This is a genomic window from Streptomyces sp. NPDC043854 (genome assembly GCF_056436005.1).
On the sequence record NZ_JBWKDK010000002.1, the window covers coordinates 22,275 to 45,078 of the forward strand.

Here is a 22,804-nt window from a genome sequence, read left to right on the forward strand (position 1 = left end):
TTGTCAGCGGTCCGGTCCGGACCAGCCGGGTCCCCACCCTGGACGCGTGGAGACGATCGGGTGTGAAGGACGGGGCCGGAAGATGGATCTCAGTGGGCGTGTCCCGCCGGCCGAGGTGGGTGAGCCGGAGCCCCCGGCCGGCCCACTCGCGTACGAAGGCGTGTGGCGGTTCACCGTACCCGCTGTTGAAGAATCCGTTCCGCGGGCCCGCTGGGCCGTCCGCGACCTGCTGGGCCGCCAGGGCGTTCCCGCCGACCGGGAACTGGTGTACTCCCTGCTGCTGATCGTCTCCGAGCTGGTGACGAACTCGGTCCGGCACGCGGCCCTGCTCTCGCCGGAGGTCGCGGTCGAGGTCGCGATCGGCCGGGCCTGGGTACGGGTGGCCGTCGAGGACAACCACCCGTACCGGCCCAAGGCGCTGGAGGCGGATTTCGGCCAGACCGGCGGCCGGGGCCTGCTCCTGGTGCGCGAGACCACCCGGGAGGCCGGCGGGATCTGCGACGTCGAGCACACCTCGACCGGCGGCAAGGTCATCTGGGCGGCCCTGCCGATCACCGCCCCGGCCGCCGGCCCCGGCCGGGCCTTCCCGCACCCGGCGCGCTGACCTGCGGACCGGCTCGGCGGCGTACGGCGCACGGCGTACCGGAGACCGGGAGAACCGGAGGACCGGCCTCCCGGAAGAATCCGGCGCACCGGAAGAAATCGGCGTATCGGCGTACCGGCTAACCGCGGGCGTGCGGCCTACCAGCCCGCCGCGTCGCCCGTCAGCTCGCGGATCGCGGGCCGGGCCGCGTCCAGCACGGTCATGAACCAGGCCGAGAACGGCGCTTCCGCATGCCGCTTGGCCAGTTCCTCGGGCGTGACGAAGGCGGTGCCGGCCACCTCGTGCGGATCCGGCCGCACCGCGGCCTGCGCGAGTCCCACGAACAGGTGGTTGTACTCCTGCTCCACCAGGCCCGACGCGGGATCCGGGTGGTTGTACCGCACCGTCCCCGCCTCCGCGAGCAGCGAGGGCGACAGGCCCAGCTCCTCGTGGGTCCGCCGGGCCGCCGCCGCGAACGGCGACTCCCCGGGGTACGGGTGGCCGCAGCACGTGTTGGACCAGACGCCGGGGGAGTGGTACTTCCCGAGGGCCCGCTGCTGGAGCAGCAGGCGGCCCTGCTCGTCGAAGAGGAACACGGAGAAGGCCCGGTGCAGCAGACCGGGCGCCTGGTGGGCGGAGAGCTTCTCCGCCGTACCGATGGTGTTGCCGGACTCGTCGACCAGTTCGAGCATGATCGGTTCTTGAGTGCCGGTGCCGTGGGGTGCGCTGTTCGCGGCGGTGGCTGGTGTGGTCGGCATACCCATCCTTCGCTTCGGACTCTGGCCCTCAGTCTGCCGTACAAGGGAGTCTTGTCCCCACTTCGGCGATCCGCGCATGTCTGCCCCCGGACGCGTGATAAGCGCCGGAGGGGGTGGCCCGTGTGCGGCTCACACGCGGACCCCCTGCGGGATCAGACCCCGAAGGGGGCCGGATACGTGATCGTTCCCCGCGGGGCGGGTACGGAATCGTCGAGCACCAGTGCCACCAGTGCCTCGTCCGGGACCTCGAAGGGCGCCCGGATCCCGAACCGGGAGGCCGGCACGAAGCCGAACCGCGGACAGCGGGCCGGGTGCCCGAGAACGAGGACCAGCGCCGCTCCCTGCTCCTTCGCGGCCGCCGGCCGCGCCCGTACGACGGAGCTGCCCGCGCCCGAGCGCCGGACCGCCGGACCGCCGGATCGGCGGATCGGCGGATCGCCGGCCACCGGGGCGAGCAGCAGGGCACTGCGGCCGGGGCCGCAGCCGAGGCCGAGGACACGCGGCCCGTCGGGCAGCGGGCCGCACCGGGAGAGCAGGTGCCGGGTGGTCGCGTCGGAGCCGGGAGCCTGCCGGGGCAGGCCGCGGTGGAGCGCATCGTGCGTGAGTCTCCCCACGTTGACAGCCGGGTGGTTTGTGGGACCTCGGCGCGATCACCGATGATGATCCCACCGGGCCCCGAGGCCCGGAAATATTCGGCTTATCCGGGAGCAAACGGGTGGTGAACCCCGGCTTCCATTCATCCGATAGCCTCTGCCGACGTGCCGCCGCCCCCGTGCGGCGCCCGCCGCCGTGTTCGCTGCAAGGAGTGAGTTCGTCTGTCGACCGTCATCCTCACCGGCCTGCCGGTCCCCGGATCACCGCTCACGGACGATCTGCGCTCCCTCGGCTTCGACGTCCGCCCCGCCGCCGCGCCCGAGGACGCCGCCGCGGTGCTGGCCGGCGTACCCGCGGGGCAGCGGGTGGCCGTGGTGGACAGCGCCTTCGTCGGGCACGTCCACGCGCTGCGGCTCGCGCTGACCGACCCCCGCTTCGACGCCTGTGCCGTGACCGGCGCCTTCACCGTCCAGCCCGCCGCCCGCGCGGCCCTGGACGAGGCCGTCGCGCTCCCGGTGGACGGCAGCGGCCCGTACGCGGACCGGCTCGCCGACGCCGTCGAGGCCGGCGGGACCGCCGTCCAGCGGCCCGAGCTCGGCAGCCTGGTCGCCGCCGTCCCGGCCGACGTGGCCGAGCGCGAGGCGGCGGCCGCCGCGGTCGCCGCCGTGGACGAGGAGGCCGTGCGGCTGCGCTCCGCCGTGAAGTCCCGCGACGGGTTCTTCACCACCTTCTTCATCAGCCCGTACTCGCGCTACATCGCCCGCTGGTGCGCGCGCCGCGGCCTGACCCCGAACCAGGTCACCACCGCCTCGCTGGTCACCGCGCTGATAGCCGCCGGCTGCGCCGCCACCGGCGAGCGCTGGGGCTACGTCACCGCGGGCGTGCTGCTGCTGGTCTCCTTCGTGCTGGACTGCACCGACGGGCAGCTCGCCCGCTACTCCCTCCAGTACTCGACGATGGGCGCCTGGCTCGACGCGACCTTCGACCGGGCGAAGGAGTACTCCTTCTATGCGGGCCTCGCGCTCGGCGCCGCCCGGACCGGGGACGACGTCTGGGCCCTCGCGCTCGGCGCCATGATCCTGATGACCTGCCGGCACGTCGTGGACTTCTCCTTCAATGAGGCCAACCACGACGCCACGGCCAACACGAGCCCCACCGCCGCCCTGTCCGACCGGCTCGACAGCGTCGGCTGGACGGTCTGGGTCCGGCGCATGATCATCCTCCCGATCGGCGAGCGCTGGGCGATGATCGCGGTGCTGACCGCGTTCACCACCCCGCGGATCGTGTTCTACGCCCTGCTCGTCGGCTGTGCCTTCGGCGCGCTCTACACCACCGCCGGCCGCGTCCTGCGCTCCGTGACCCGCAAGGCCGTGCGCACCGACCGGGCCGCCGGAGCGCTCGCCGACCTCGCCGACTCGGGCCCGCTGGCCGAGCTCGTCGCCCGGCCCGCGGTCCGCCAGCCGCTCCGCCTGTTCTTCGCCGCGCTCGGCGCCGTACTGGTGGTCGGGGCCGCGTGGAGCATGCCCTACGGCAACTGGACGGTGATCCTCTGCGCGTGGCTGTACGTCGTGATCAGCGGCAGCGCCGTCGCCACCCCGCTCAAGGGAGCCCTGGACTGGCTCCTTCCGCCGCTGTTCCGGGCGGCCGAGTACCTCACCGTGCTCGTGCTCGCCCTCAAGGCGGACGTCCCCGGGGCCCTTCCGGCCGCATTCGGACTGGTCGCGGCGGTCGCCTACCATCACTACGACACGGTCTACCGCATCCGCGGAGGCTCCGGCGCGCCCCCGCGGTGGCTGGTGTGGACCATCGGCGGCCATGACGGCCGGGTCCTGCTGACCGTGGTCCTGGCCGCGGTCCTCGCCCGGGACGCGTTCCCCGTCGCGCTCACGGTCCTCGCCGTGTTCGTGGCACTCGTGGTGCTCGTGGAGAGCATCCGCTTCTGGGTCTCCTCCGGGGCACCCGCCGTACATGACGAAGGAGAACCAGCATGATCGGCCTTGTCCTCGCTGCCGGTGCCGGACGCCGCCTGCGTCCCTACACCGACACCCTGCCCAAGGCCCTCGTGCCCGTCGGCCCCGAAGGCGACGAGGAGAGCCTGACGGTCCTCGACCTGACCCTCGGGAACTTCGCCGCGGTCGGCCTCACCGAGGTCGCCATCGTCGTCGGCTACCGCAAGGAGGCCGTCTACGCGCGCCAGGCCGCGCTGGAGGCCAAGTACGGGCTGAAGATCACGCTGATCGACAACGACAAGGCCGAGGAGTGGAACAACGCCTACTCCCTGTGGTGCGCCCGTGAGGTCCTGAAGCGGGGCGTGATCCTCGCCAACGGCGACACCGTCCACCCGGTCTCCGTCGAGCAGACCCTGCTCGCCGCCCGCGGCAACGGCCAGAAGATCATCCTGGCCCTCGACACGGTCAAGAGCCTGGCCGACGAGGAGATGAAGGTCGTCACCGCCGACGGCCAGGGCGTCCGGAAGATCACCAAGCTGATGGACCCGTCGGACGCCACCGGCGAGTACATCGGCGTCACCCTGATCGAGCCCGAGGCGGCCGAGGCCCTGGCCGAGGCCCTGAAGACCACCTTCGAGCGGGACCCCGACCTCTACTACGAGGACGGCTACCAGCAGCTCGTCAACGACGGTTTCGTGGTCGACGTGGCCCCCATCGGCGACGTCAGGTGGGTCGAGATCGACAACCACGATGACCTCGCCAAGGGCCGGACGATCGCATGCCAGTACTGACGAGGCTCATCCCCTCACCCGTTGTCGTCGACATCAGCTGCGGGGCGATGGACAAGCTGGACGGCATCCTCGCCGACCAGCGGATCTCCGCCGCCGGAAAGCTGGCGATCGCGATCAGCGGCGGCTCCGGCCAGGTGCTGCGCGCCAAGCTGGAGCCCGCCCTGCCGCACGCCGACTGGTACCCGGTCGTCGACGGCACCATCGACTCCGCGGTCAAGCTCGCCGACGACATAAAGGGCCGCCGCTACGACGCCGTCGTGGGCCTGGGCGGCGGCAAGATCATCGACGTGGCGAAGTACGCCGCGGCGCGGGTCGGGCTGCCCATGGTGGCCGTCGCCACCAACCTCTCCCACGACGGCATCTGCTCGCCCGTCGCGACCCTCGACAACGACAACGGCCGCGGCTCCTACGGAGTGCCCACGCCGATCGCGATGGTCATCGACCTCGACGTGATCCGGGACGCCCCGGCGCGGTTCGTCCGTGCGGGCATCGGCGACGCCCTGTCCAACATCTCCTCGATCGCCGACTGGGAGCTGTCGCACCGGATCAACGGCGAGCACGTCGACGGCCTGGCCGCCGCCATGGCCCGGACCGCCGGGGAGTCGGTCCTGCGCCACCCCGGCGGCTGCGGGGACGACGAGTTCCTCACGGTGCTCGCCGAGGCCCTCGTCCTCACCGGCATCGCCATGTCGATCAGCGGGGACACCCGGCCCGCCTCCGGCGCCTGCCACGAGATCAGCCACGCCTTCGACCTGCTCTACCCCGGGCGCTCGGCGCTCCACGGCGAGCAGGTCGGCCTCGGCGCCGCCTTCGCGATGCACCTGCGGGGGGCGGCCGAGCAGTCCGGGCTGTTCGCCGAGGTGCTGCGCCGCCACGGGATGCCCGTGCTGCCCGCCGAGATCGGGTTCAGCGTGGACGAGTTCGTCGCCGCCGTGGAATACGCCCCCCAGACCCGCCCGGGACGCTTCACGATCCTGGAGCACCTCAACCTGTCCGCCGCCGATATCAGGGACGCGTACGCCGACTATGCCAAGACCATCCGTAGCTGAACTCCGGCCCGTCGTGCACCCGGCGGGCGTCAAGGACCGGCGCAGCGGCGAGCACTGGGGCGGCCGCCTCTACATGCGCGAGGTCTCCCTGCGTATCACCCGCGTCCTGGTGGGCACCAAGGTCACGCCCAACCAGCTGACCTACCTGATGACCCTGGCCGGTGTCCTGGCCGCCCCGGCCCTGCTGGTGCCGGGCATCTGGGGCGCCGTCCTCGGCGTGGTCATGGTCCAGCTGTACCTGCTGCTGGACTGCGTGGACGGCGAGGTCGCCCGCTGGAAGAAGCAGTACTCGCTCTCCGGCGTGTACCTGGACCGCGTCGGCGCCTACCTGTGCGACGCGGCCGTGCTCGTCGGCCTCGGCCTGCGCGCCGCGGACCTGTGGGGCGGCGGCCGGATCGACTGGCTGTGGGCCTTCCTGGGCACCCTCGCGGCGCTCGGCGCGATCCTGATCAAGGCCGAGACCGACCTGGTCGGCGTCGCCCGGCACCAGGCCGGCATGGCCCCGGTCAAGGAGGCCGCGGCCGAGCCGCGCTCGTCCGGCATGGCGCTCGCCCGCCGCGCGGCGTCCGCGCTGAAGTTCCACCGGCTGATCCTCGGCATCGAGGCCTCCCTGCTCGTGCTGGTGCTGGCCGTCGTGGACCAGATGCGGGGCGACCTGTTCTTCACCCGGCTCGGTGTCGCCGTCCTGGCCGGCATCGCGCTGCTCCAGACGGTGCTGCACCTGGTGTCCGTCCTCGTCTCCAGCAGGCTGCGGTGAACGCCCCGCTGCGCGTCGGCGCGGTGATCATCACCATGGGCAACCGCCCCGACGAGCTGAAGGCGCTGATCGACTCCGTGGCCCGCCAGCAGGGCGACCCCGTCGAGGTCGTCGTCGTGGGCCAGGGCGTCGAGGTCACCGGGCTCGCGGATCTGCCGGCGGATGTGCGCACCGTCACCCTGCCCGAGAACCTGGGCATCCCCGGCGGCCGCAACGTCGGCATCGAGGCCTTCGGCCCCGGCGGCAGCGACGTCGACATACTGCTCTTCCTCGACGACGACGGGCTGCTGGAGCGCACCGACACCGCCGAGCTGTGCCGGCAGGCCTTCACCGAGGACCCCCGGCTCGGGATCATCAGCTTCCGCATCGCCGACCCGGAGTCCGGTCAGACCCAGCGCCGGCACGTGCCCCGGCTGCGCGCCTCGGACCCGATGCGCTCCTCCCGCGTGACGACCTTCCTCGGCGGCGCTAACGCCGTGCGCACCTCGGTGCTCGCGCAGGTCGGCGGCCTGCCCGCGGAGTTCTTCTACGCGCACGAGGAGACCGACCTGGCCTGGCGGGCCCTCGACGCGGGGTGGTCGATCGACTACCGGGCGGACATGGTGCTGCTGCACCCGAAAACCGCCCCCTCCCGGCACGCGGTCTACCACCGTATGGTGGCCCGTAACCGGGTGTGGCTCGCCCGCCGCAACCTGCCCGCCCCGCTGGTGCCGGTCTACGTGGGCGTCTGGCTGCTGCTGACGCTCCTGCGCAGGCCCTCGGTCCCGGCGCTCAAGGCCTGGTTCGGCGGTTTCAAGGAGGGATGGACCACCCCCTGCGGTCCCCGGCGCCCCATGAGGTGGCGCACGGTCTGGCGGCTGACCCGGCTGGGGCGACCGCCTGTCATCTGACGCTCCGGCGTCTGAGAACATGGCGCGGTCACGGTCCGTGCGTCCCACGCCCGATGCCACCTACTGCCGCATCTTGAAGACGGAAAGTTTCAACTTGTGAGTGACACAACCCAGGATGGCGCCCTCGCCACGAGCAAGCCGCCGTCCGAAGACGCGGGGCTGAGCCCCGCCGAGCTCGCCAGGAAGTACGGCCTGTCCGTCAGCGGCGCCCGGCCCAGCCTCGCCGGATACGTGCGGCAGCTGTGGGACCGGCGCCACTTCATCCTGGCGTTCTCCCGGGCCAAGCTGGTCGCTCAGTACAGCCAGGCCAAGCTCGGGCAGCTCTGGCAGGTGGCGACCCCGCTGCTGAACGCGCTGGTCTACTACCTGATCTTCGGCCTGATCCTGAACGCGGGCCGCGGGATGGGGACGGACGTCTACATCCCCTTCCTGGTGATCGGCATCTTCGTCTTCACCTTCACCCAGAGCTCGCTGATGGCCGGCGTGCGCGCCATCCCGTCCAACCTCGGACTGGTCCGCGCCCTGCACTTCCCCCGCGCCTCCCTGCCGATCTCCTTCTCGATGCAGCAGCTCCAGCAGCTGCTGTACTCGATGATCGTGGTGCTCGTCACCACGGTGGCGTTCGGCAACTACCCGCGGCTGTCCTGGCTGCTGGTCCTGCCGGTGCTGGCACTGCAGTTCGTCTTCAACACCGGTCTCGCGCTGGTCTTCGCGCGCATGGGGGCCAAGACCCCGGACCTCGCACAGCTGATGCCGTTCCTGACGCGCACCTGGATGTACGCCTCCGGCGTCATGTTCTCGATCAACGTGGTGCTGAAGGACAGGCCCGCGTGGATCGCGGACGTGCTCATGTGGAACCCGGCCGCGATCTACATGGACCTGGTCCGCTTCGCCCTGATCGACGACTACGGCCGCGAGAACCTGCCGCCGCACGTCTGGGCCTTCGCCGTCGGCTGGGCCCTCCTGGTCGGTATCGGCGGATTCGTGTACTTCTGGAAGGCTGAGGAGCGTTACGGCCGTGGCTGAGAACAACCGGGGCCGCGTCCCCACCGTCATCGCCGACGACGTCCACATCGTCTACCGCGTCAACACCGGCAGCTCCGGCAAGGGCAGCGCGACGGCGGCGCTCAGCAAGATACTCCGCAGGGGCAAGGGCGACGCGCCGGGCGTCCGCCGGGTCCACGCCGTGCGCGGCGTCTCCTTCACCGCGTACCGCGGCGAGGCCATCGGCCTCATCGGCTCCAACGGCTCCGGCAAGTCGACCCTGCTGCGCGCCATCGCCGGCCTGCTGCCCTGCGAGGAGGGCCGGGTCTACACCGACGGACAGCCCTCGCTGCTGGGTGTCAACGCCGCGCTGATGAACGACCTCACCGGCGAGCGCAACGTGGTACTCGGCGGTCTGGCGATGGGCATGAGCCGCGAGCAGATCCGCGAGCGCTACCAGGACATCGTCGACTTCTCGGGCATCAACGACAAGGGCGACTTCATCTCCCTGCCGATGCGCACGTACTCTTCCGGCATGGCCGCGCGCCTGCGCTTCTCCATCGCGGCCGCGAAGGACCACGACGTCCTGATGATCGACGAGGCCCTCGCCACCGGTGACCGCAAGTTCCAGATGCGTTCCGAGGACCGCATCCGCGAGTTGCGCCAGCAGGCCGGCACCGTCTTCCTGGTGAGCCACAACAACAAGTCCATCCGCGACACCTGCAGCCGCGTCCTGTGGCTGGAGAAGGGCGAGCTGCTGATGGACGGGCCCACCGAAGAGGTCGTCTCGGCCTACGAGAAGGCAACCGGTCACTGACCGCCGGCACCGCAGGCCCCCGTCGCCCCGTGCGGCGGGGGCCTCGGCGTGTCCCCCCGTGAGTCCCGGGTGTGTGTCCCCGGCGTGTCTCCCGGGGAGCGTCCGGGGCAATTCGGGCCGACATTCGGTAGCGGTGCGAATACCCCGGAAGGTTCCGCGGCGTTGTACAGCGTAAGCTGGAGCGGTCCTGAACCGCGGCAAGAGGGGACGATTCCCCGCAGGTGAACGGCCTGGGACGGTCCGGGGAAAGTCCGGCGGCGTGTCCGAAATAGGATGTATTGCGTCGGCAGTGTAGAACGGGAGATGTGACGGCAATGGCTACGGGAATTCTCCGGCCCCCAGGCATCACGGCCGTCCGCGCCGCGGGCGGCGGGCGGTGACCCCGGCGCACGGCATCCGTCCCCGGCAGACCCCGGCCCCCGACGCCCACGCGCGCGCCACCCTCGGCAAGGCCCGGACGGAGAACTTCCCCGTCGCCCCCGCCTTCCTGCCCCGCGCCTGGCGCGACGGGCTGATGGCCGTGTACGGCTACGCCCGCCTCGTCGACGACATCGGCGACGGCGACCTCGCCCCCGGCGGCCGCGACGCCGTCCTCCTCGGCCTCGACCCCGCAGCCGCCGACGACCGGCTCGCCATGCTCGACGCCTTCGAGGCGGACCTGGGGCGCGTCTTCGGCTCCGCCGGCGGCGGCCCCCGCCATCCCCTCCTCCAGGCCCTCCGGCCGGTGGTCCGCGCCCACGGCCTCACCCCCGAGCCGTTCCTCGGCCTCATCGCCGCCAACCGCCAGGACCAGCACGTCAGCCGCTACGAGACCCACGCCGACCTGCTCGCCTACTGCGAGCTGTCCGCGAACCCCGTCGGCCGCCTCGTCCTCGCCCTCACCGGCACCGCCACGCCCGAGCGGATCCGCCGCTCCGACGCGATCTGCACCGCCCTGCAGATCGTCGAACACCTCCAGGACGTCGCCGAGGACCTCGGCCGGAACCGGATCTACCTCCCCGCCGAGGACCTGCGCCGCTTCCACGTGGCCGAAGCCGACCTCAAGGCCCCCACCGCCGGCGCCTCCGTGCGCTCCCTCATCGCCTACGAGGCCGCCCGCGCCCGGGACCTCCTGGACGAGGGCACCCCCCTCGTGGGCAGCGTCCACGGCCGGCTCCGGCTGCTGCTCGCCGGCTTCGTCGGCGGCGGCCGCGCCGCCCTGCGCGCCGTCGCCGTCGCCGGCTTCGACGTACTCCCCGGCCCGCCGCGGCCCACCCGGAGCGGACTGCTCCGCGAGGTGGCCGCCGTCCTGCGCACCGCGCCGAGAAAGGGGTGAGCCCGACCGTGGAGGGTTCCGCACACACGACCGCGCCGTCCGCGCCGGTCCTGGCGGCCTACAGCTACTGCGAGGCCGTCACCGGGGCGCAGGCCCGCAACTTCGCGTACGGCATCCGGCTGCTGCCCACCGACAAGCGCCAGGCCATGTCCGCCCTGTACGCCTTCTCCCGGCGCGTCGACGACATCGGCGACGGCACGCTCCCGGCCGACGCCAAGCTCGCCCGCCTGGAGGAGACCCGGGCCCTGCTCGGCCGGATCCGCGACGGCGCGGTCGACGAGGACGACACCGACCCCGTCGCCGTCGCCCTGACCCACGCCGCGCGCCGCTTCCCCATCCCCCTCGGCGGCCTCGACGAGCTCATCGACGGCGTGCTGATGGACGTCCGCGGCGAGACCTACGAGGCCTGGGAGGACCTCGAGGTCTACTGCCGCTGCGTCGCCGGGGCCATCGGACGGCTCTCCCTCGGCGTGTTCGGCACGGCGGCCGGCGCGGCCGGCGCCGAGCGCGCGAGCGGGTACGCCGACACCCTCGGCCTCGCCCTCCAGCTCACCAACATCCTGCGCGACGTCCGCGAGGACGCCGGCAACGGGCGCACCTACCTGCCCGCCGAGGACCTCGCCAAGTTCGGCTGCGCCGAAGGCTTCGCCGACGGCCGGCTCCCCGCCGGAGCCGACTTCGCCGGCCTCGTCCACCACGAAGTCCGGCGCGCCCGGGCCCTGTTCGCCGAGGGCTACCGGCTGCTGCCGATGCTCGACCGGCGCAGCGGCGCCTGCGTCGCGGCCATGGCCGGCATCTACCGCCGCCTCCTCGACCGCATCGAACGCGAACCCGAGGCGGTGCTCCGCGGCCGGGTCTCCCTGCCCCCGCACGAGAAGGCGTACGTCGCCGTGCGCGGCCTGTCCGGCCTCGACGCGCGGACCGTCTCGCGCCAGCGCACCAGGAGGCCCCTGTGACCGCCACCGCGCACCACGCCGTGGTCGTCGGCGGCGGCCTCGCCGGCGTCACCACCGCCCTGGAACTCGCCGACGCAGGTGTGCGCGTCACCCTCCTGGAGGGCCGCCCCCGACTCGGCGGGCTCGCCTTCTCCTTCAAGCGCGGCGACCTCACCGTCGACAACGGCCAGCACGTCTACCTGCGCTGCTGCACCGCCTACCGGTGGTTCCTGGACCGCGTCGACGGCGCCGCCCTCGCGCCGCTCCAGGACCGGCTCGACGTCCCCGTACTCGACGTCGGCCACCCCCGCGGGCCGCGCCTGGGCCGACTGCGCCGCAGCGCCCTGCCCGTCCCCCTGCACCTGGCCGGATCGCTGGCCCGCTACCCGCACCTCTCGCTCGCCGAGCGGGCGGCCGTCGGGCGCGCCGCCCTCGCCCTGCGCGGCCTGGACCCCGCCGACCCGGCCCTCGACGGGCTGGACTTCGCGACCTGGCTCGGCCGCCACGGCCAGAGCCCGCGCACCGTCGAGGCCCTGTGGAACCTCATCGGCATCGCCACGCTCAACGCCACGGCCGAGCAGTCCTCGCTCGGACTGGCCGCCATGGTATTCAAGACCGGCCTGCTCTCCGAGAACGGCGCCGCCGACATCGGCTGGGCCCGGGTCCCCCTCGGCGACCTGCACGACACCCTCGCCCGCAAGGCGCTCGACGCCGCCGGCGTACGGACCGAACTGCGCACCCGGGTCACCTCCGTCTCCCGCACCCGGGACGGGAACTGGCAGGTCGCCACCGAGGCCGAGACCCTCGACGCCGACACCGTCGTGCTCGCCGTCCCGCAGCGCGATGCCCACGGGCTGCTCCCGGCCGGCGCCCTCGCCGACCCCGACAAGCTGCTGGACATCGGCACCGCGCCCATCCTCAACGTCCACGTCGTCTACGACCGCAAGGTCCTGCGCCGGCCCTTCTTCGCCGCGCTCGGCACCCCCGTCCAATGGGTCTTCGACCGCACGGAGTCCTCCGGGCTGCCCGACGGCGGCCAGTACCTGGCCCTGTCCCAGTCGGTCGCGCAGAGCGACATCGACGAGCCCGTGACCGTCCTGCGCCGCAAGTACCTGCCCGAGCTGGAGCGGCTGCTGCCCGCCGCGCGCGGCGCCAAGGTACGCGACTTCTTCGTCACCCGGGAGCGCACCGCCACGTTCGCCCCCGCCCCCGGCGTCGGCAGGCTGCGCCCCGGCGCGGGCACCGACACGCCGGGTCTCTATCTCGCCGGTGCGTGGACCGCCACCGGCTGGCCCGCGACCATGGAAAGTGCCGTCCGGAGCGGCATGAGCGCAGCACACGCCGCGCTCGCCGCGCTCGGCCGCCACCGGGCCCACCCCTTGCAGGAGGCGGCATGACGATCACCAGCACCACCGGCACAGCACGCACGGAGAACAGAGGAGAGCCAGTGAACCCGGGGAATCCGGCCGTCGAGAACACCGAAGCCGGTAACAGAGCGGCGGAAGCGGCGCAGACGGAGGTCGCGGACACCCTCGCCCTCCTCGAGCGCGGCCGCACCCTGTCCACCCCTGCACTGCGTGCCGCGGTGGAGCGGCTCGCGGCGCCCATGGACACCGTCGCCGCCTACCACTTCGGCTGGATCGACGCCCAGGGCAACCCCGCGGACGGCGACGGCGGCAAGGCCGTCCGCCCCGCCCTCGCACTGCTGTCCGCCGAGGCCGCCGGAGCCCCCGCCGAGGTGGGCATCCCCGGTGCGGTCGCCGTCGAGCTCGTCCACAACTTCTCGCTGCTGCACGACGACCTGATGGACGGCGACGAGCAGCGCCGCCACCGCGACACGGTCTGGAAGGTCCACGGCCCGGCCCAGGCCATCCTCGTCGGCGACGCGCTGTTCGCCCTCGCCAACGAGGTGCTCCTCGAGCTCGGCACCGTCGAGGCCGCCCGCGCCACCCACCGGCTGACCATCGCCAGCCGCAAGCTCATCGACGGCCAGGCCCAGGACATCTCCTACGAGCACCGCGAGCGCGTCAGCGTCGAGGAGTGCCTGGAGATGGAGGGCAACAAGACCGGCGCACTGCTCGCCTGTGCGATCTCCATCGGCGCCGTCCTCGGCGGCGCGGACGACCGCACGGCCGACAAGCTCGAGGAGTACGGCTACCACCTCGGCCTCGCCTTCCAGGCCGTCGACGACCTCCTCGGCATCTGGGGCGACCCGGAGTCCACCGGCAAGCAGACCTGGAGCGACCTGCGCCAGCGCAAGAAGTCCCTGCCCGTCGTCGCCGCCCTCGCGGCGGGCGGCCCCGCCGCCGAGAAGCTCGGCACGCTGCTCGCCGCCGACGCCAAGAGCAACGACTTCGAGAACTTCTCGGAGGAGGAGTTCGCGGCCCGCGCCGCCCTCATCGAGGAGGCGGGCGGCCGGGAGTGGACGGCAGAGGAGGCGCGCCGCCAGCATGCCATCGCCGTCCGCGCCCTCGACGACATCGACATGCCCCAGCGGGTGCGCGAGCAGCTCGTCGCCCTCGCCGACTTCGTCGTCGTACGCAAGAGGTGATCGCCACTCTCGTCACCCGGGTACGGATATGACGCGCGAGTCGCCGGCCGGCGCCACCAGCCCGTAGCGCCGGCCGACGGCAGACCCCAGCACAGCAGAAGCACAGGCCACTGCACGTTAAGGGGAAGCCATGACAGCGACGACCGACGGCGCCGGTCCCCGCGGCGCCGATCCGGATGACACCGCCGCGACCGCCACCGCCACCACCGCCGCGGACGGTGCCGTGACCGGGGGTGTCACCGCGGGCGCGGGCGCCGGCGCGGCGTGGCCCGGAGTCCGCGAGGCCGTCGAGCGCGCCACGCGGCACCTGCTCCGGCGGCAGGACCCGGCCGGCTGGTGGAAGGGCGACCTGGAGACCAACGTCACCATGGACGCCGAGGACCTGCTGCTGCGCCAGTTCCTCGGCATCCGGGACGAGGCCACCACCCGGGCCGCCGCCCGGCACATCCGGGGCGAGCAGCGCGCCGACGGCACCTGGGCCACCTTCCACGGCGGACCGCCCGAACTCTCCGCCACCATCGAGGCGTACGTCGCCCTGCGCCTGGCCGGCGACGAGCCCGACGCCCCGCACATGGCCCGTGCCTCGGCCTGGATCCGCGCCCACGGCGGGATCGCCGCCGCCCGCGTCTTCACCCGGATCTGGCTCGCGCTCTTCGGCTGGTGGAGCTGGGACCACCTCCCCGAAGTCCCGCCCGAGCTGGTCTTCCTGCCGCCCTGGGCACCGCTGAACATCTACGACTTCGGCTGCTGGGCCCGCCAGACCATCGTCCCGCTGACCGTGGTCTGCGCGCACCGCCCCGTCCGCCCCGCCCCCTTCGCCCTGGACGAGCTGCACACCGACGCCCGCCGGCCCGTCCCCGCAGGGCGGCTCGCCCCGCTCCGCACCTGGGACGGGCTGTTCCAGCGGATGGACAGGGTCCTGCACGTCTACCGCAGGTTCGCCCCCCGCCCGCTGCGCCGGGCGGCCATGGCCACCGCCGCCCGCTGGATCATCGAGCGGCAGGAGAACGACGGCTGCTGGGGCGGGATCCAGCCGCCCGCCGTGTACTCCCTCATCGCCCTGCACCTGCTCGGCTACGACCTCGGGCACCCCGTGATGCGGGCCGGCCTGGAATCCCTGGACCGCTTCGCCGTCTGGCGCGAGGACACCGCCCCCGGCCCCGACGGCCGGCCGGGCGACGCCGGGCCCGTCCGGATGGTCGAGGCCTGCCAGTCCCCGGTCTGGGACACCTGCCTCGCCGCCATCGCCCTGGCCGACGCGGGGCTGCCGCCCGACCACCCGGCCCTGGTGAAGGCGGCCGACTGGATGCTGGGCGAGGAGATCACCCGGACCGGCGACTGGGCGGTGCGCCGGCCCGGACTCGCCCCCGGCGGCTGGGCGTTCGAGTTCCACAACGACACCTACCCCGACATCGACGACACCGCCGAGGTCGTCCTCGCACTGCGCCGGATCAGGCACCCCGACCCGGCCCGGGCCGACGCCGCCGTCGCCCGGGCCGTCTCCTGGACCCTCGGCATGCAGTCGGGGAACGGCGCCTGGGCCGCCTTCGACGCCGACAACACCAGCACCCTGCCCAACCGGCTGCCGTTCTGCGACTTCGGCGAGGTCGTCGACCCGCCCTCCGCCGACGTCACCGCCCACGTGGTGGAGATGCTCGCCGTCGAGGGCCGGACCGCCGACCCGCGGACCCGGCGCGGCATCGCCTGGCTCCTCGCCGAACAGGAGCCGAACGGAAGCTGGTTCGGCCGCTGGGGCACCAACTACGTGTACGGGACCGGGTCGGTGGTGCCGGCCCTGGTCGCGGCGGGCGTCGCCCCCGCCCACCCGGCGGTCCGGCGGGCGGTGGCCTGGCTGGAGTCCGTACAGAACGACGACGGCGGCTGGGGCGAGGACCAGCGCTCCTACCGGGATCCGGCGGCCTGGGCAGGACGCGGCGACTCCACCGCCTCGCAGACCGCATGGGCGCTGATGGCCCTCCTCGCGGCGGGGGAGCGCGAGGGCAAGGCCGTCGAACGGGGCATCTCCTACCTGACCGGGACCCAGCTGGCGGACGGCTCCTGGGACGAGCCGCACTTCACCGGCACCGGCTTCCCCTGGGACTTCTCCATCAACTACCACCTCTACCGCCAGGTGTTCCCGCTCACCGCGCTCGGCCGCTACCTGTACGGGGAACCCTTCGCGCCCGGAAGGCCCTGATGGCCGCCGCCCGGCCCGGCGGCCCCGCGCCCCGGCCGCTGCTGATCGCCTGCGCCCTGCGCATCGAGCGGGCGGCCCTGCGCAGCGGCGGCGACCGCGGCGCCCCCCGTGGGTACACGGTCCTGCGCACCGGTATGGGGCCGCGCGCCGCCGAGCGGGCCGTCGGCCGCGCCCTCGCCGCACCGGAGCTGGCGCGGGCCGCCGTCCTGGCCACCGGGTTCTGCGCCGGGCTGGTCCCGGGCATGCACCCCGGCGACCTGGTCCTCGCCGAGGAGACCCGCGACCCGCGCGGCACCGTCGCCTCTGAGGGAACGTCCCTGCTCGCCGAGGCACTGGCCCGGGCCGCACCCGGCCGGACCGTGCACACCGGCGCGCTGACCGGATCCGACCGGGTCGTACGGGGCCAGGAGCGCGCCCGGCTGCGTGCCACCGGCGCCATCGGGGCCGACATGGAGTCGGCGGCCACCCTGTGGGCCGCCGCGCGGGCGACCCCGCCCGGTGCGCACCGCCCGGTTGCCGCCGTCCGGGTGGTCGTGGACGCCCCGGAGCACGAGCTCGTCCGTATCGGCACGCTCCGCGGTGGAATATCGGCCTTCCGCGTACTGCGTGCCGTACTGCCCGCGTTCTATGACTGGCACCGTTCTTTGCCGCTTTCCGGGAGGTGAGCCAGATGGCCATGCCGCTGCGACAGTCCATCAGGGTCGGGACCTATCTGCTCGAACAGAAGCTCCGCAAGCGCGAGAAGTTCCCCCTGATCGTCGAGCTGGAGCCGCTCTACGCCTGCAACCTGGCCTGCGAGGGCTGCGGGAAGATCCAGCACCCCGCCGGGGTGCTCAAGCAGCGCATGCCGGTGGCCCAGGCGGTCGGAGCCGTCCTGGAGTCCGGCGCCCCCATGGTGTCCATCGCGGGCGGGGAGCCCCTGATGCACCCGCAGATCGACGAGATCGTGCGCCAGCTGGTGGCCAGGCGGAAGTACGTCTTCCTGTGCACCAACGCCCTGCTGCTGCGCAAGAAGATCGGGAATTTCACCCCCTCGCCCTATTTCGCCTTTGCCGTGCACATCGACGGACTGCGCCAACGACACGACGAGTCGGTGGCCAAGGAGGGCGTGTTCGACGAGGCGGTCGCGGCCATCGGGGAGGCGAAACAGCGCGGATTCCGGGTCACCACGAACTCCACCTTCTTCAACACCGACACCCCGCAGACCGTCATCGAGGTGCTCAACTACCTCAATGACGACCTGAAGGTCGACGAAATGATGATCTCGCCCGCCTATGCCTACGAAAAGGCGCCCGACCAGGAGCACTTCCTGGGTGTCGAGCAGACCAGGGAACTCTTCAGAAAGGCCTTCGCGGGCGGCAACCGGCGCCGCTGGCGGCTCAACCATTCCCCGCTCTTCCTGGACTTCCTGGAGGGCAAGGCCGATTTCCCCTGCACCGCCTGGGCCATTCCGAATTACTCCCTCTTCGGCTGGCAGCGCCCCTGCTACCTGATGAGCGACGGGTACGTGACGACGTACCGCGAGCTCATCGAGGAGACCGACTGGAACAGGTACGGCCGCGGCAAGGACCCGCGCTGCGCGAACTGCATGGCGCACTGCGGCTACGAGCCCACCGCCGTCCTCGCCACCATGGGCTCCCTCAAGGAGTCCCTGCGCGCGGCCCGGGACACGGTCAGCGGCAACCGGGGCAACCGCGGCAACCGGGGCGACCGGGACGGATCGGCATGACTGCCGGGTCCGGGGGCTTCGACCTGAAGGCCCTGCTGGCCGAGCGCGGTGCGGAGCGGTACGCGCTCCACGCCCGGTACCTGAACCCGCAACTGCCCCGCATGCTCCACACCATCGGCTTCGACAAGGTCTACGAGCGGGCCGAGGGCGCCCACTTCTGGGACGCCGAGGGCAACGACTACCTGGACATGCTGTCCGGGTTCGGGGTGATGGGCCTGGGCCGGCACCACCCGGTCGTCCGCCGGGCCCTGCACGACGTGCTCGACGCCCGGCTCGCCGACCTGACCCGCTTCGACTGCCAGCCGCTGCCCGGGCTGCTGGCCGAGAAGCTGCTGTCGTACAGCCCGCACCTGGACCGGGTCTTCTTCGGCAACAGCGGCACCGAGGCCGTGGAGACCGCTCTGAAGTTCGCCCGGTACGCCACCGGGCGGCCCAGGGTCCTCTACTGCGACCACGCCTTCCACGGGCTGACCGCCGGCTCGCTCTCGGTCAACGGGGAGGCCGGCTTCCGGGACGGCTTCGCGCCGCTGCTGCCCGACACCCGGATCGGGCTCGGCGACCTGGCCGCCCTGGAGCGGGAGCTGAAGCGCGGCGACGTCGCCGGATTCGTCGTCGAGCCGATCCAGGGCAAGGGCGTGCACGCGGCGCCGCCCGGCTTCCTGCCCGCCGCGCAGGAGCTGCTGCGCCGGCACAAGGCGCTGCTGATCGCCGACGAGGTGCAGACCGGCCTCGGACGGACCGGCGATTTCTACGCCTACCAGCACGAGCCGGGCGTGGAGCCGGACCTGGTGTGCGTGGCCAAGGCGCTGTCGGGCGGCTACGTCCCGGTCGGCGCCACCCTGGGCCGCGACTGGATCTTCAAGAAGGTCTACTCGTCCATGGACCGGGTCCTGGTGCACTCCGCCAGCTTCGGTTCCAACGCCCAGGCGATGGCGGCCGGGCTGGCGGTGCTCTCCGTCATGGAGGACGAGTCGCTCGTCGCGAACGCCCGCGCGACGGGCGACCTGCTGCGCGGGCGCCTCGCGGCGCTCGTGGACGAGTACGAGCTGCTGTACGAGGTCCGGGGCCGGGGCCTGATGATCGGCATCGAGTTCGGACGGCCTTCCTCGCTGCGGCTGCGCAGCCGGTGGACCATGCTCCAGGCGGCCCGCAAGGGGCTGTTCGCGCAGATGGTGGTGGTGCCGCTGCTCCAGCGGCACCGGATCCTGACGCAGGTGTCCGGGGACCACCTGGAGGTGATCAAGCTGATCCCGCCGCTGATCGTGGACGAGGTGGACGTCGACCGGTTCGTCGGCGCCTTCCGTGCGGTCATGGACGAGGCGCACGCCGGCGGCGGGCTCCTGTGGGACTTCGGCCGGACCCTGGTCAAGCAGGCCGTAGCGGGAGGCTGACGGCCCGCCCCGCCGGCAGCCGACCGTCCGCCGCGGCTCAGTCGAGCAGCCGCTCGCGCAGCCGGCCGAGGGTCCCGGCCGCGAGGCCGAGGCCCTCGGCGAGGTAGCGGTCGACGCCGCCCCAGTGCTCGTCGATGGTGTCGAAGGCCGCGGCCAGGTACGCGGCGCGGGCGTCGAAGAGCGGGGCGAGCAGCTCCGTCACCTCGGGGGAGCGGGCCTCGGGCGCGTCGCTGCCGCGGCGGACCCGGTAGCGGCGGTGCGGGGCGTTGGACTCCAGGTAGTCCGCGACGATGGCCTCGCGCTCCACGCCCAGCGCGAGCAGGGTGACGGCGATCGACAGGCCGGCCCGGTCCTTGCCGGCGGCGCAGTGCATGAGCGCGGGGAGGCTGTCCTCGGCGAGGGCGTGCAGGACCCGGCCGTGCTCGGCGGTGCGGTGCACGACCATCGAGCGGTACGAGCCCACCATCCGGGCGGCGGCCTTGCCGTCGCCGAGGATGCCGCGGAGCTGCTCCACGTCCCCGTCGCGGACCATGGTCCAGAATTCCTTGCCGTCGGCCGGGTCGGACAGCGGGATGTTGACGTTGCGCACCCCGGGCAGCTCGATGTCGGGACCCTCCAGGGCTTGGTCGGCCGCGTTGCGGAAGTCGAAGACGGTGTGCAGTCCGAGCGATGCGAGGAATTCTGCATCGGTTTCGGTGGCATGTGCCAGATGTCCGCTTCGGAAGAGTCGTCCCGCCTTGACCTGCCGCCCGTCCGTGGTCGGCAGGCCGCCCACGTCCCGGAAGTTGCGCACACCGGACAGTTCGGGCTCGGGGGGCGGGGTGCCCGGCGGGGTGGTGGGTATCTGCTGGGTCAAGGGGAAATCCTCTGCATCGTCATCGAGTGTCCGAATTGCGCTGCTTGGGACCAACTTGCCGGTGCCGGAGGCGAGATCGGGCACGGCCCCGTGAGCCAGATCATACGGTGACCGTGAGTGCCTGATCGTCGAAGTCGAATGGCCCGGCCGGGACGGTTGTTGGCGGCGGAGAATGGACGCAGGGTGACCGGAATTCCGCTGGACTCCCCTTCCTGTGAATCCGTCAGGAAATTCACGGCTTGTTCCGTACCGGCCCGCTCGATTACCTTCGCGACCAATCCGGATGGACCGCCTAATCCTGCCGCCGTCCGGAAAGCACACTCGACCGAACTCGCGCGGCAGGAGCGGGGGAACCAGGTAGGCCGCTGCGCCGGAGTTCCGCTCCGGAGCAGCCAGGGGTGAAGCCGTACGTGTTCCGTTCACGTCGCGTGCACGTCACATGCGTGTCCGCGTTGTTGTACGTCCACGGACGGCCGGACATCTCCAATCCGAACCCGACAGCTCACCTCGCAGGCGCCGGAGAGGAATTCGCCATGCCGGCAAAGGGTAAGCACCGCCGTCCGAAGTCCCGTTCCCTGGCCCGTGGTTTTGTCGCCACCGTCGCCGGCACCGGCGGAGCGGCCCTGGCCCTGCCGCTGATCGGCGCCGCCGGCGCCCACGCGGCCGCCGCCCCGGCCGCCGCCACTGCGGTCCCGGCCGCGGCCCTGCAGGTTCCGGCGGCCGCACCCGCAGCCGCCGCCTCCGCTGCTCCGGCCGTCTACACGGTCCGGACGGGCGACTGCCTCTCCGTCATCGCGGCCGACCACGACCTCCCGGGCGGCTGGCAGCGGCTCTACGCCGACAACCGCGAGGCCGTCGGCGACAACCCCTCCCTGATCCACCCCGGCCTGAGGCTGTCCCTCGGAGCCCCGGGTGCGTCGGCGGCTCCCGAGCGGGCCCCGGTCGAGCAGCCCGCCCCCGCGCCGAAGCCGAAGAAGAAGGCCCCGGCCGCCGGTTCCCCGCTCGCCGCGGCCCCCGCGCCTGCGCCCGCGCCCGCCAAGAAGAGCGCGGCCGCCGACACGGCCTCCGCCGACACCGCCGCAGCCGGCGCGGTCGCCGCGGCCGGCTTCACCGCCCCCGTCTCCGGCGGCGTCTCCACCGCGTACAAGACCGCCGGCGCCATGTGGTCCAGCGGCTACCACACCGGCGTCGACTTCATCGCGAGCTCCGGCACCACCGTCAAGGCGGTCGGCGCCGGCACCGTCGTCTCCGCCGGCTGGGGCGGCTCGTACGGCAACGAGGTCGTCATCCGGCACGAGGACGGCAAGTACTCCCAGTACGCCCACCTCTCCCAGCTCTCCGTCTCGGTCGGCCAGAGCGTGAGCGCCGGCCAGGCCATCGGCCTCTCCGGCTCCACCGGCAACTCCACCGGCCCGCACCTGCACTTCGAGATCCGCACCGGTCCCTCGTACGGCTCGGACATCGACCCGATCGCCTACCTGCGCTCCAAGGGCGTGACCATCTGACGGCTCGCTCAGCCGCCGGAGGCGACAGATCCGCGTGAGGCCGGACCCGAGGGGGGTCCGGCCTCACGCGCTGCCATTCCGTACCGACCAGGTGGTATAGATCACGGTCCGTCAACCCCTTCCTACGGTGGCGTAGGTCACGTCCCGCGGTGAAGGATATGGTCCCGTGGCAGCGACGACGACGACAGAGACGACAGAACAGAAAATCCGGACCATCGGCTCGTACACGGCACTCGGGGACAGCTTCACCGAGGGGGTGGGGGACCCGGGGCCCGACGGGCTCTTTCTCGGATGGGCGGACCGGCTGGCCGTGCTCCTGGCCGACCAGCGCCCGGAGGGCGACTTCCGGTACGCGAACCTCGCGGTGCGCGGACGGCTGCTCGACCAGATCGTGGCCGAACAGGTCCCGCGCGCCAAGGAGCTCGCCCCCGACCTGGTGAGCTTCTGCGCCGGCGGCAACGACATCATCCGGCCCGGCAGCGACCCGGACGCCGTCGCCGAGCGGTTCGAGGCCGCCGTCGCCGACCTCACCGCCTCCGTCGGCCAGGTCATGATCACCACCGGCTTCGACACCCGCGGCGTGCCCGTCCTCAAGCACCTGCGCGGCAAGGTCGCCACGTACAGCGCGCACGTGCGCGCCATCGCCGACCGGTACGGCTGCCCCGTCCTCGACCTCTGGTCGCTGAAGTCCGTACAGGACCGCCGGGCTTGGGACGGCGACCGGCTGCACCTCTCGCCCGAGGGGCACACCCGGGTCGCGCTGCGCGCCGCCCAGGTGCTGGGGCTCGAGGTGCCGACCGACCCCGACCAGCCGTGGCCGCCGCAACAGCCCCGCGGCTCGGTGGACGTGACCCGCGACAACATCCAGTGGGCCCGGGAGCACCTGGTGCCGTGGATCGGCAGGCGGCTGCGCGGGGAATCCTCCGGGGACCACGTGGAGGCGAAGCGGCCCGACCTGCTGCCGCTGTAGGGCCGGCGGGAGGGCCGCCTGCCGGGGCGGCGGCGGGATGGCCGCAGGGGGCTGCGGCGGGGCTGCCGCAGGGGGCTGCCGCAGGGGCGGTGCGGGCACGCCTGACGGAATCCTCCGGGGCCGCCCTGCGTTGGTGGTGGTAGACCAGTGAGGAAGCAGACCGCCGGCCACGGCCTGCGACCG

General features: G+C 72.8%; 21 protein-coding genes and 1 riboswitch. Of the genes, 18 read left to right on the forward strand and 3 right to left on the reverse strand.

The genetic code is table 11. The annotated features are described in order from the left end of the window. The first annotated feature begins 82 nt into the window (after positions 1-82). On the forward strand, positions 83-604 hold the full coding sequence (locus AC068A_RS02105) for an ATP-binding protein (protein WP_478579456.1): 522 nt from the start codon (positions 83-85) through the stop codon (positions 602-604). A 137-nt stretch (positions 605-741) separates the two neighbouring features. On the opposite strand, the gene idi is transcribed toward AC068A_RS02105, so the two are convergent. Together idi and AC068A_RS02115 are read right to left on the reverse strand one after the other, a co-directional pair. After that, positions 742-1,341 (reverse strand): isopentenyl-diphosphate Delta-isomerase, encoded by a 600-nt coding sequence (gene idi / locus AC068A_RS02110; RefSeq protein ID WP_478579459.1) that lies wholly within the window; start codon positions 1,339-1,341, stop codon positions 742-744. Positions 1,342-1,493: 152 nt separating this feature from the next. After that, positions 1,494-1,955, reverse strand: coding sequence for a GNAT family N-acetyltransferase (locus AC068A_RS02115; RefSeq protein WP_478579462.1), 462 nt, complete (start codon positions 1,953-1,955; stop codon positions 1,494-1,496). 201 nt (positions 1,956-2,156) lie between these two features. Here AC068A_RS02115 and AC068A_RS02120 point away from each other — a divergent pair, with 201 nt between their 5' ends. The 15 genes from AC068A_RS02120 (at position 2,157) to AC068A_RS02190 (ending at position 19,290) form a co-directional block, all read left to right on the forward strand. Beyond that, entirely contained in the window at positions 2,157-3,926 is a 1,770-nt protein-coding gene (locus AC068A_RS02120; protein ID WP_478580049.1) for a DUF5941 domain-containing protein, read from the forward strand. Next, entirely contained in the window at positions 3,923-4,675 is a 753-nt protein-coding gene (locus AC068A_RS02125; RefSeq protein WP_478579465.1) for a phosphocholine cytidylyltransferase family protein, read from the forward strand. The genes AC068A_RS02120 and AC068A_RS02125 overlap by 4 nt, the downstream gene beginning before the upstream one ends. Beyond that, entirely contained in the window at positions 4,663-5,724 is a 1,062-nt protein-coding gene (locus AC068A_RS02130) for an iron-containing alcohol dehydrogenase family protein (RefSeq protein WP_478579468.1), read from the forward strand. Before AC068A_RS02125 ends, AC068A_RS02130 begins: the two co-directional genes overlap by 13 nt. Further along, positions 5,702-6,481 carry a CDP-alcohol phosphatidyltransferase family protein gene (locus tag AC068A_RS02135; RefSeq protein ID WP_478579470.1) on the forward strand — a complete coding sequence of 260 codons (780 nt, stop codon included), beginning with the start codon at positions 5,702-5,704 and terminating at the stop codon, positions 6,479-6,481. The genes AC068A_RS02130 and AC068A_RS02135 overlap by 23 nt, the downstream gene beginning before the upstream one ends. Before the next feature lie 35 nt (positions 6,482-6,516). Further along, complete coding sequence (locus tag AC068A_RS02140; protein WP_478580052.1) at positions 6,517-7,371, forward strand: glycosyltransferase family 2 protein; 855 nt, start codon at positions 6,517-6,519, stop codon at positions 7,369-7,371. Positions 7,372-7,467: 96 nt separating this feature from the next. Then, entirely contained in the window at positions 7,468-8,397 is a 930-nt protein-coding gene (locus AC068A_RS02145; RefSeq protein ID WP_478579473.1) for an ABC transporter permease, read from the forward strand. After that, entirely contained in the window at positions 8,390-9,172 is a 783-nt protein-coding gene (locus AC068A_RS02150) for an ABC transporter ATP-binding protein (protein WP_478579475.1), read from the forward strand. The genes AC068A_RS02145 and AC068A_RS02150 overlap by 8 nt, the downstream gene beginning before the upstream one ends. A 376-nt stretch (positions 9,173-9,548) precedes the next feature. Further along, positions 9,549-10,487: a squalene synthase HpnC gene (hpnC, locus tag AC068A_RS02155; RefSeq protein ID WP_478579478.1), complete on the forward strand. Its 939-nt coding sequence runs from the start codon at positions 9,549-9,551 to the stop codon at positions 10,485-10,487. Next, complete coding sequence (gene hpnD, locus AC068A_RS02160) at positions 10,484-11,443, forward strand: presqualene diphosphate synthase HpnD (RefSeq protein WP_478579481.1); 960 nt, start codon at positions 10,484-10,486, stop codon at positions 11,441-11,443. Before hpnC ends, hpnD begins: the two co-directional genes overlap by 4 nt. Beyond that, positions 11,440-12,819: a hydroxysqualene dehydroxylase HpnE gene (gene hpnE, locus AC068A_RS02165; protein ID WP_478579484.1), complete on the forward strand. Its 1,380-nt coding sequence runs from the start codon at positions 11,440-11,442 to the stop codon at positions 12,817-12,819. The genes hpnD and hpnE overlap by 4 nt, the downstream gene beginning before the upstream one ends. Before the next feature lie 50 nt (positions 12,820-12,869). After that, positions 12,870-13,973, forward strand: a complete 1,104-nt coding sequence (locus AC068A_RS02170; protein ID WP_478580055.1) for a polyprenyl synthetase family protein — start codon at positions 12,870-12,872, stop codon at positions 13,971-13,973. Between the two features lie 130 nt (positions 13,974-14,103). Continuing rightward, a complete protein-coding gene (shc, locus tag AC068A_RS02175; protein ID WP_478579487.1) occupies positions 14,104-16,170 on the forward strand; it encodes a squalene--hopene cyclase in 2,067 nt (688 codons plus the stop codon). Continuing rightward, positions 16,170-16,835 (forward strand): phosphorylase family protein, encoded by a 666-nt coding sequence (locus AC068A_RS02180; protein WP_478579490.1) that lies wholly within the window; start codon positions 16,170-16,172, stop codon positions 16,833-16,835. Before shc ends, AC068A_RS02180 begins: the two co-directional genes overlap by 1 nt. 5 nt (positions 16,836-16,840) lie before the next feature. Further along, on the forward strand, positions 16,841-17,899 hold the full coding sequence (gene hpnH, locus AC068A_RS02185) for an adenosyl-hopene transferase HpnH (protein ID WP_478579493.1): 1,059 nt from the start codon (positions 16,841-16,843) through the stop codon (positions 17,897-17,899). Further along, positions 17,896-19,290 (forward strand): aspartate aminotransferase family protein, encoded by a 1,395-nt coding sequence (locus AC068A_RS02190; RefSeq protein WP_478579496.1) that lies wholly within the window; start codon positions 17,896-17,898, stop codon positions 19,288-19,290. Before hpnH ends, AC068A_RS02190 begins: the two co-directional genes overlap by 4 nt. Before the next feature lie 37 nt (positions 19,291-19,327). Here the strand turns inward: AC068A_RS02190 and AC068A_RS02195 are convergent, their stop codons facing one another. Continuing rightward, positions 19,328-20,146 carry a tyrosine-protein phosphatase gene (locus AC068A_RS02195; RefSeq protein ID WP_478579499.1) on the reverse strand — a complete coding sequence of 273 codons (819 nt, stop codon included), beginning with the start codon at positions 20,144-20,146 and terminating at the stop codon, positions 19,328-19,330. A gap of 312 nt (positions 20,147-20,458) precedes the next feature. Further along, positions 20,459-20,677: riboswitch (cyclic di-AMP (ydaO/yuaA leader) on the forward strand. Between the two features lie 2 nt (positions 20,678-20,679). Between AC068A_RS02195 and AC068A_RS02200 the strand changes: the two genes are divergently transcribed. Both AC068A_RS02200 and AC068A_RS02205 read left to right on the forward strand, forming a co-directional pair. Next, positions 20,680-21,651, forward strand: a complete 972-nt coding sequence (locus AC068A_RS02200) for a M23 family metallopeptidase (RefSeq protein ID WP_478579502.1) — start codon at positions 20,680-20,682, stop codon at positions 21,649-21,651. Between the two features lie 166 nt (positions 21,652-21,817). Continuing rightward, positions 21,818-22,621 (forward strand): SGNH/GDSL hydrolase family protein, encoded by an 804-nt coding sequence (locus AC068A_RS02205; protein WP_478579505.1) that lies wholly within the window; start codon positions 21,818-21,820, stop codon positions 22,619-22,621. Positions 22,622-22,804 lie beyond the last annotated feature (183 nt).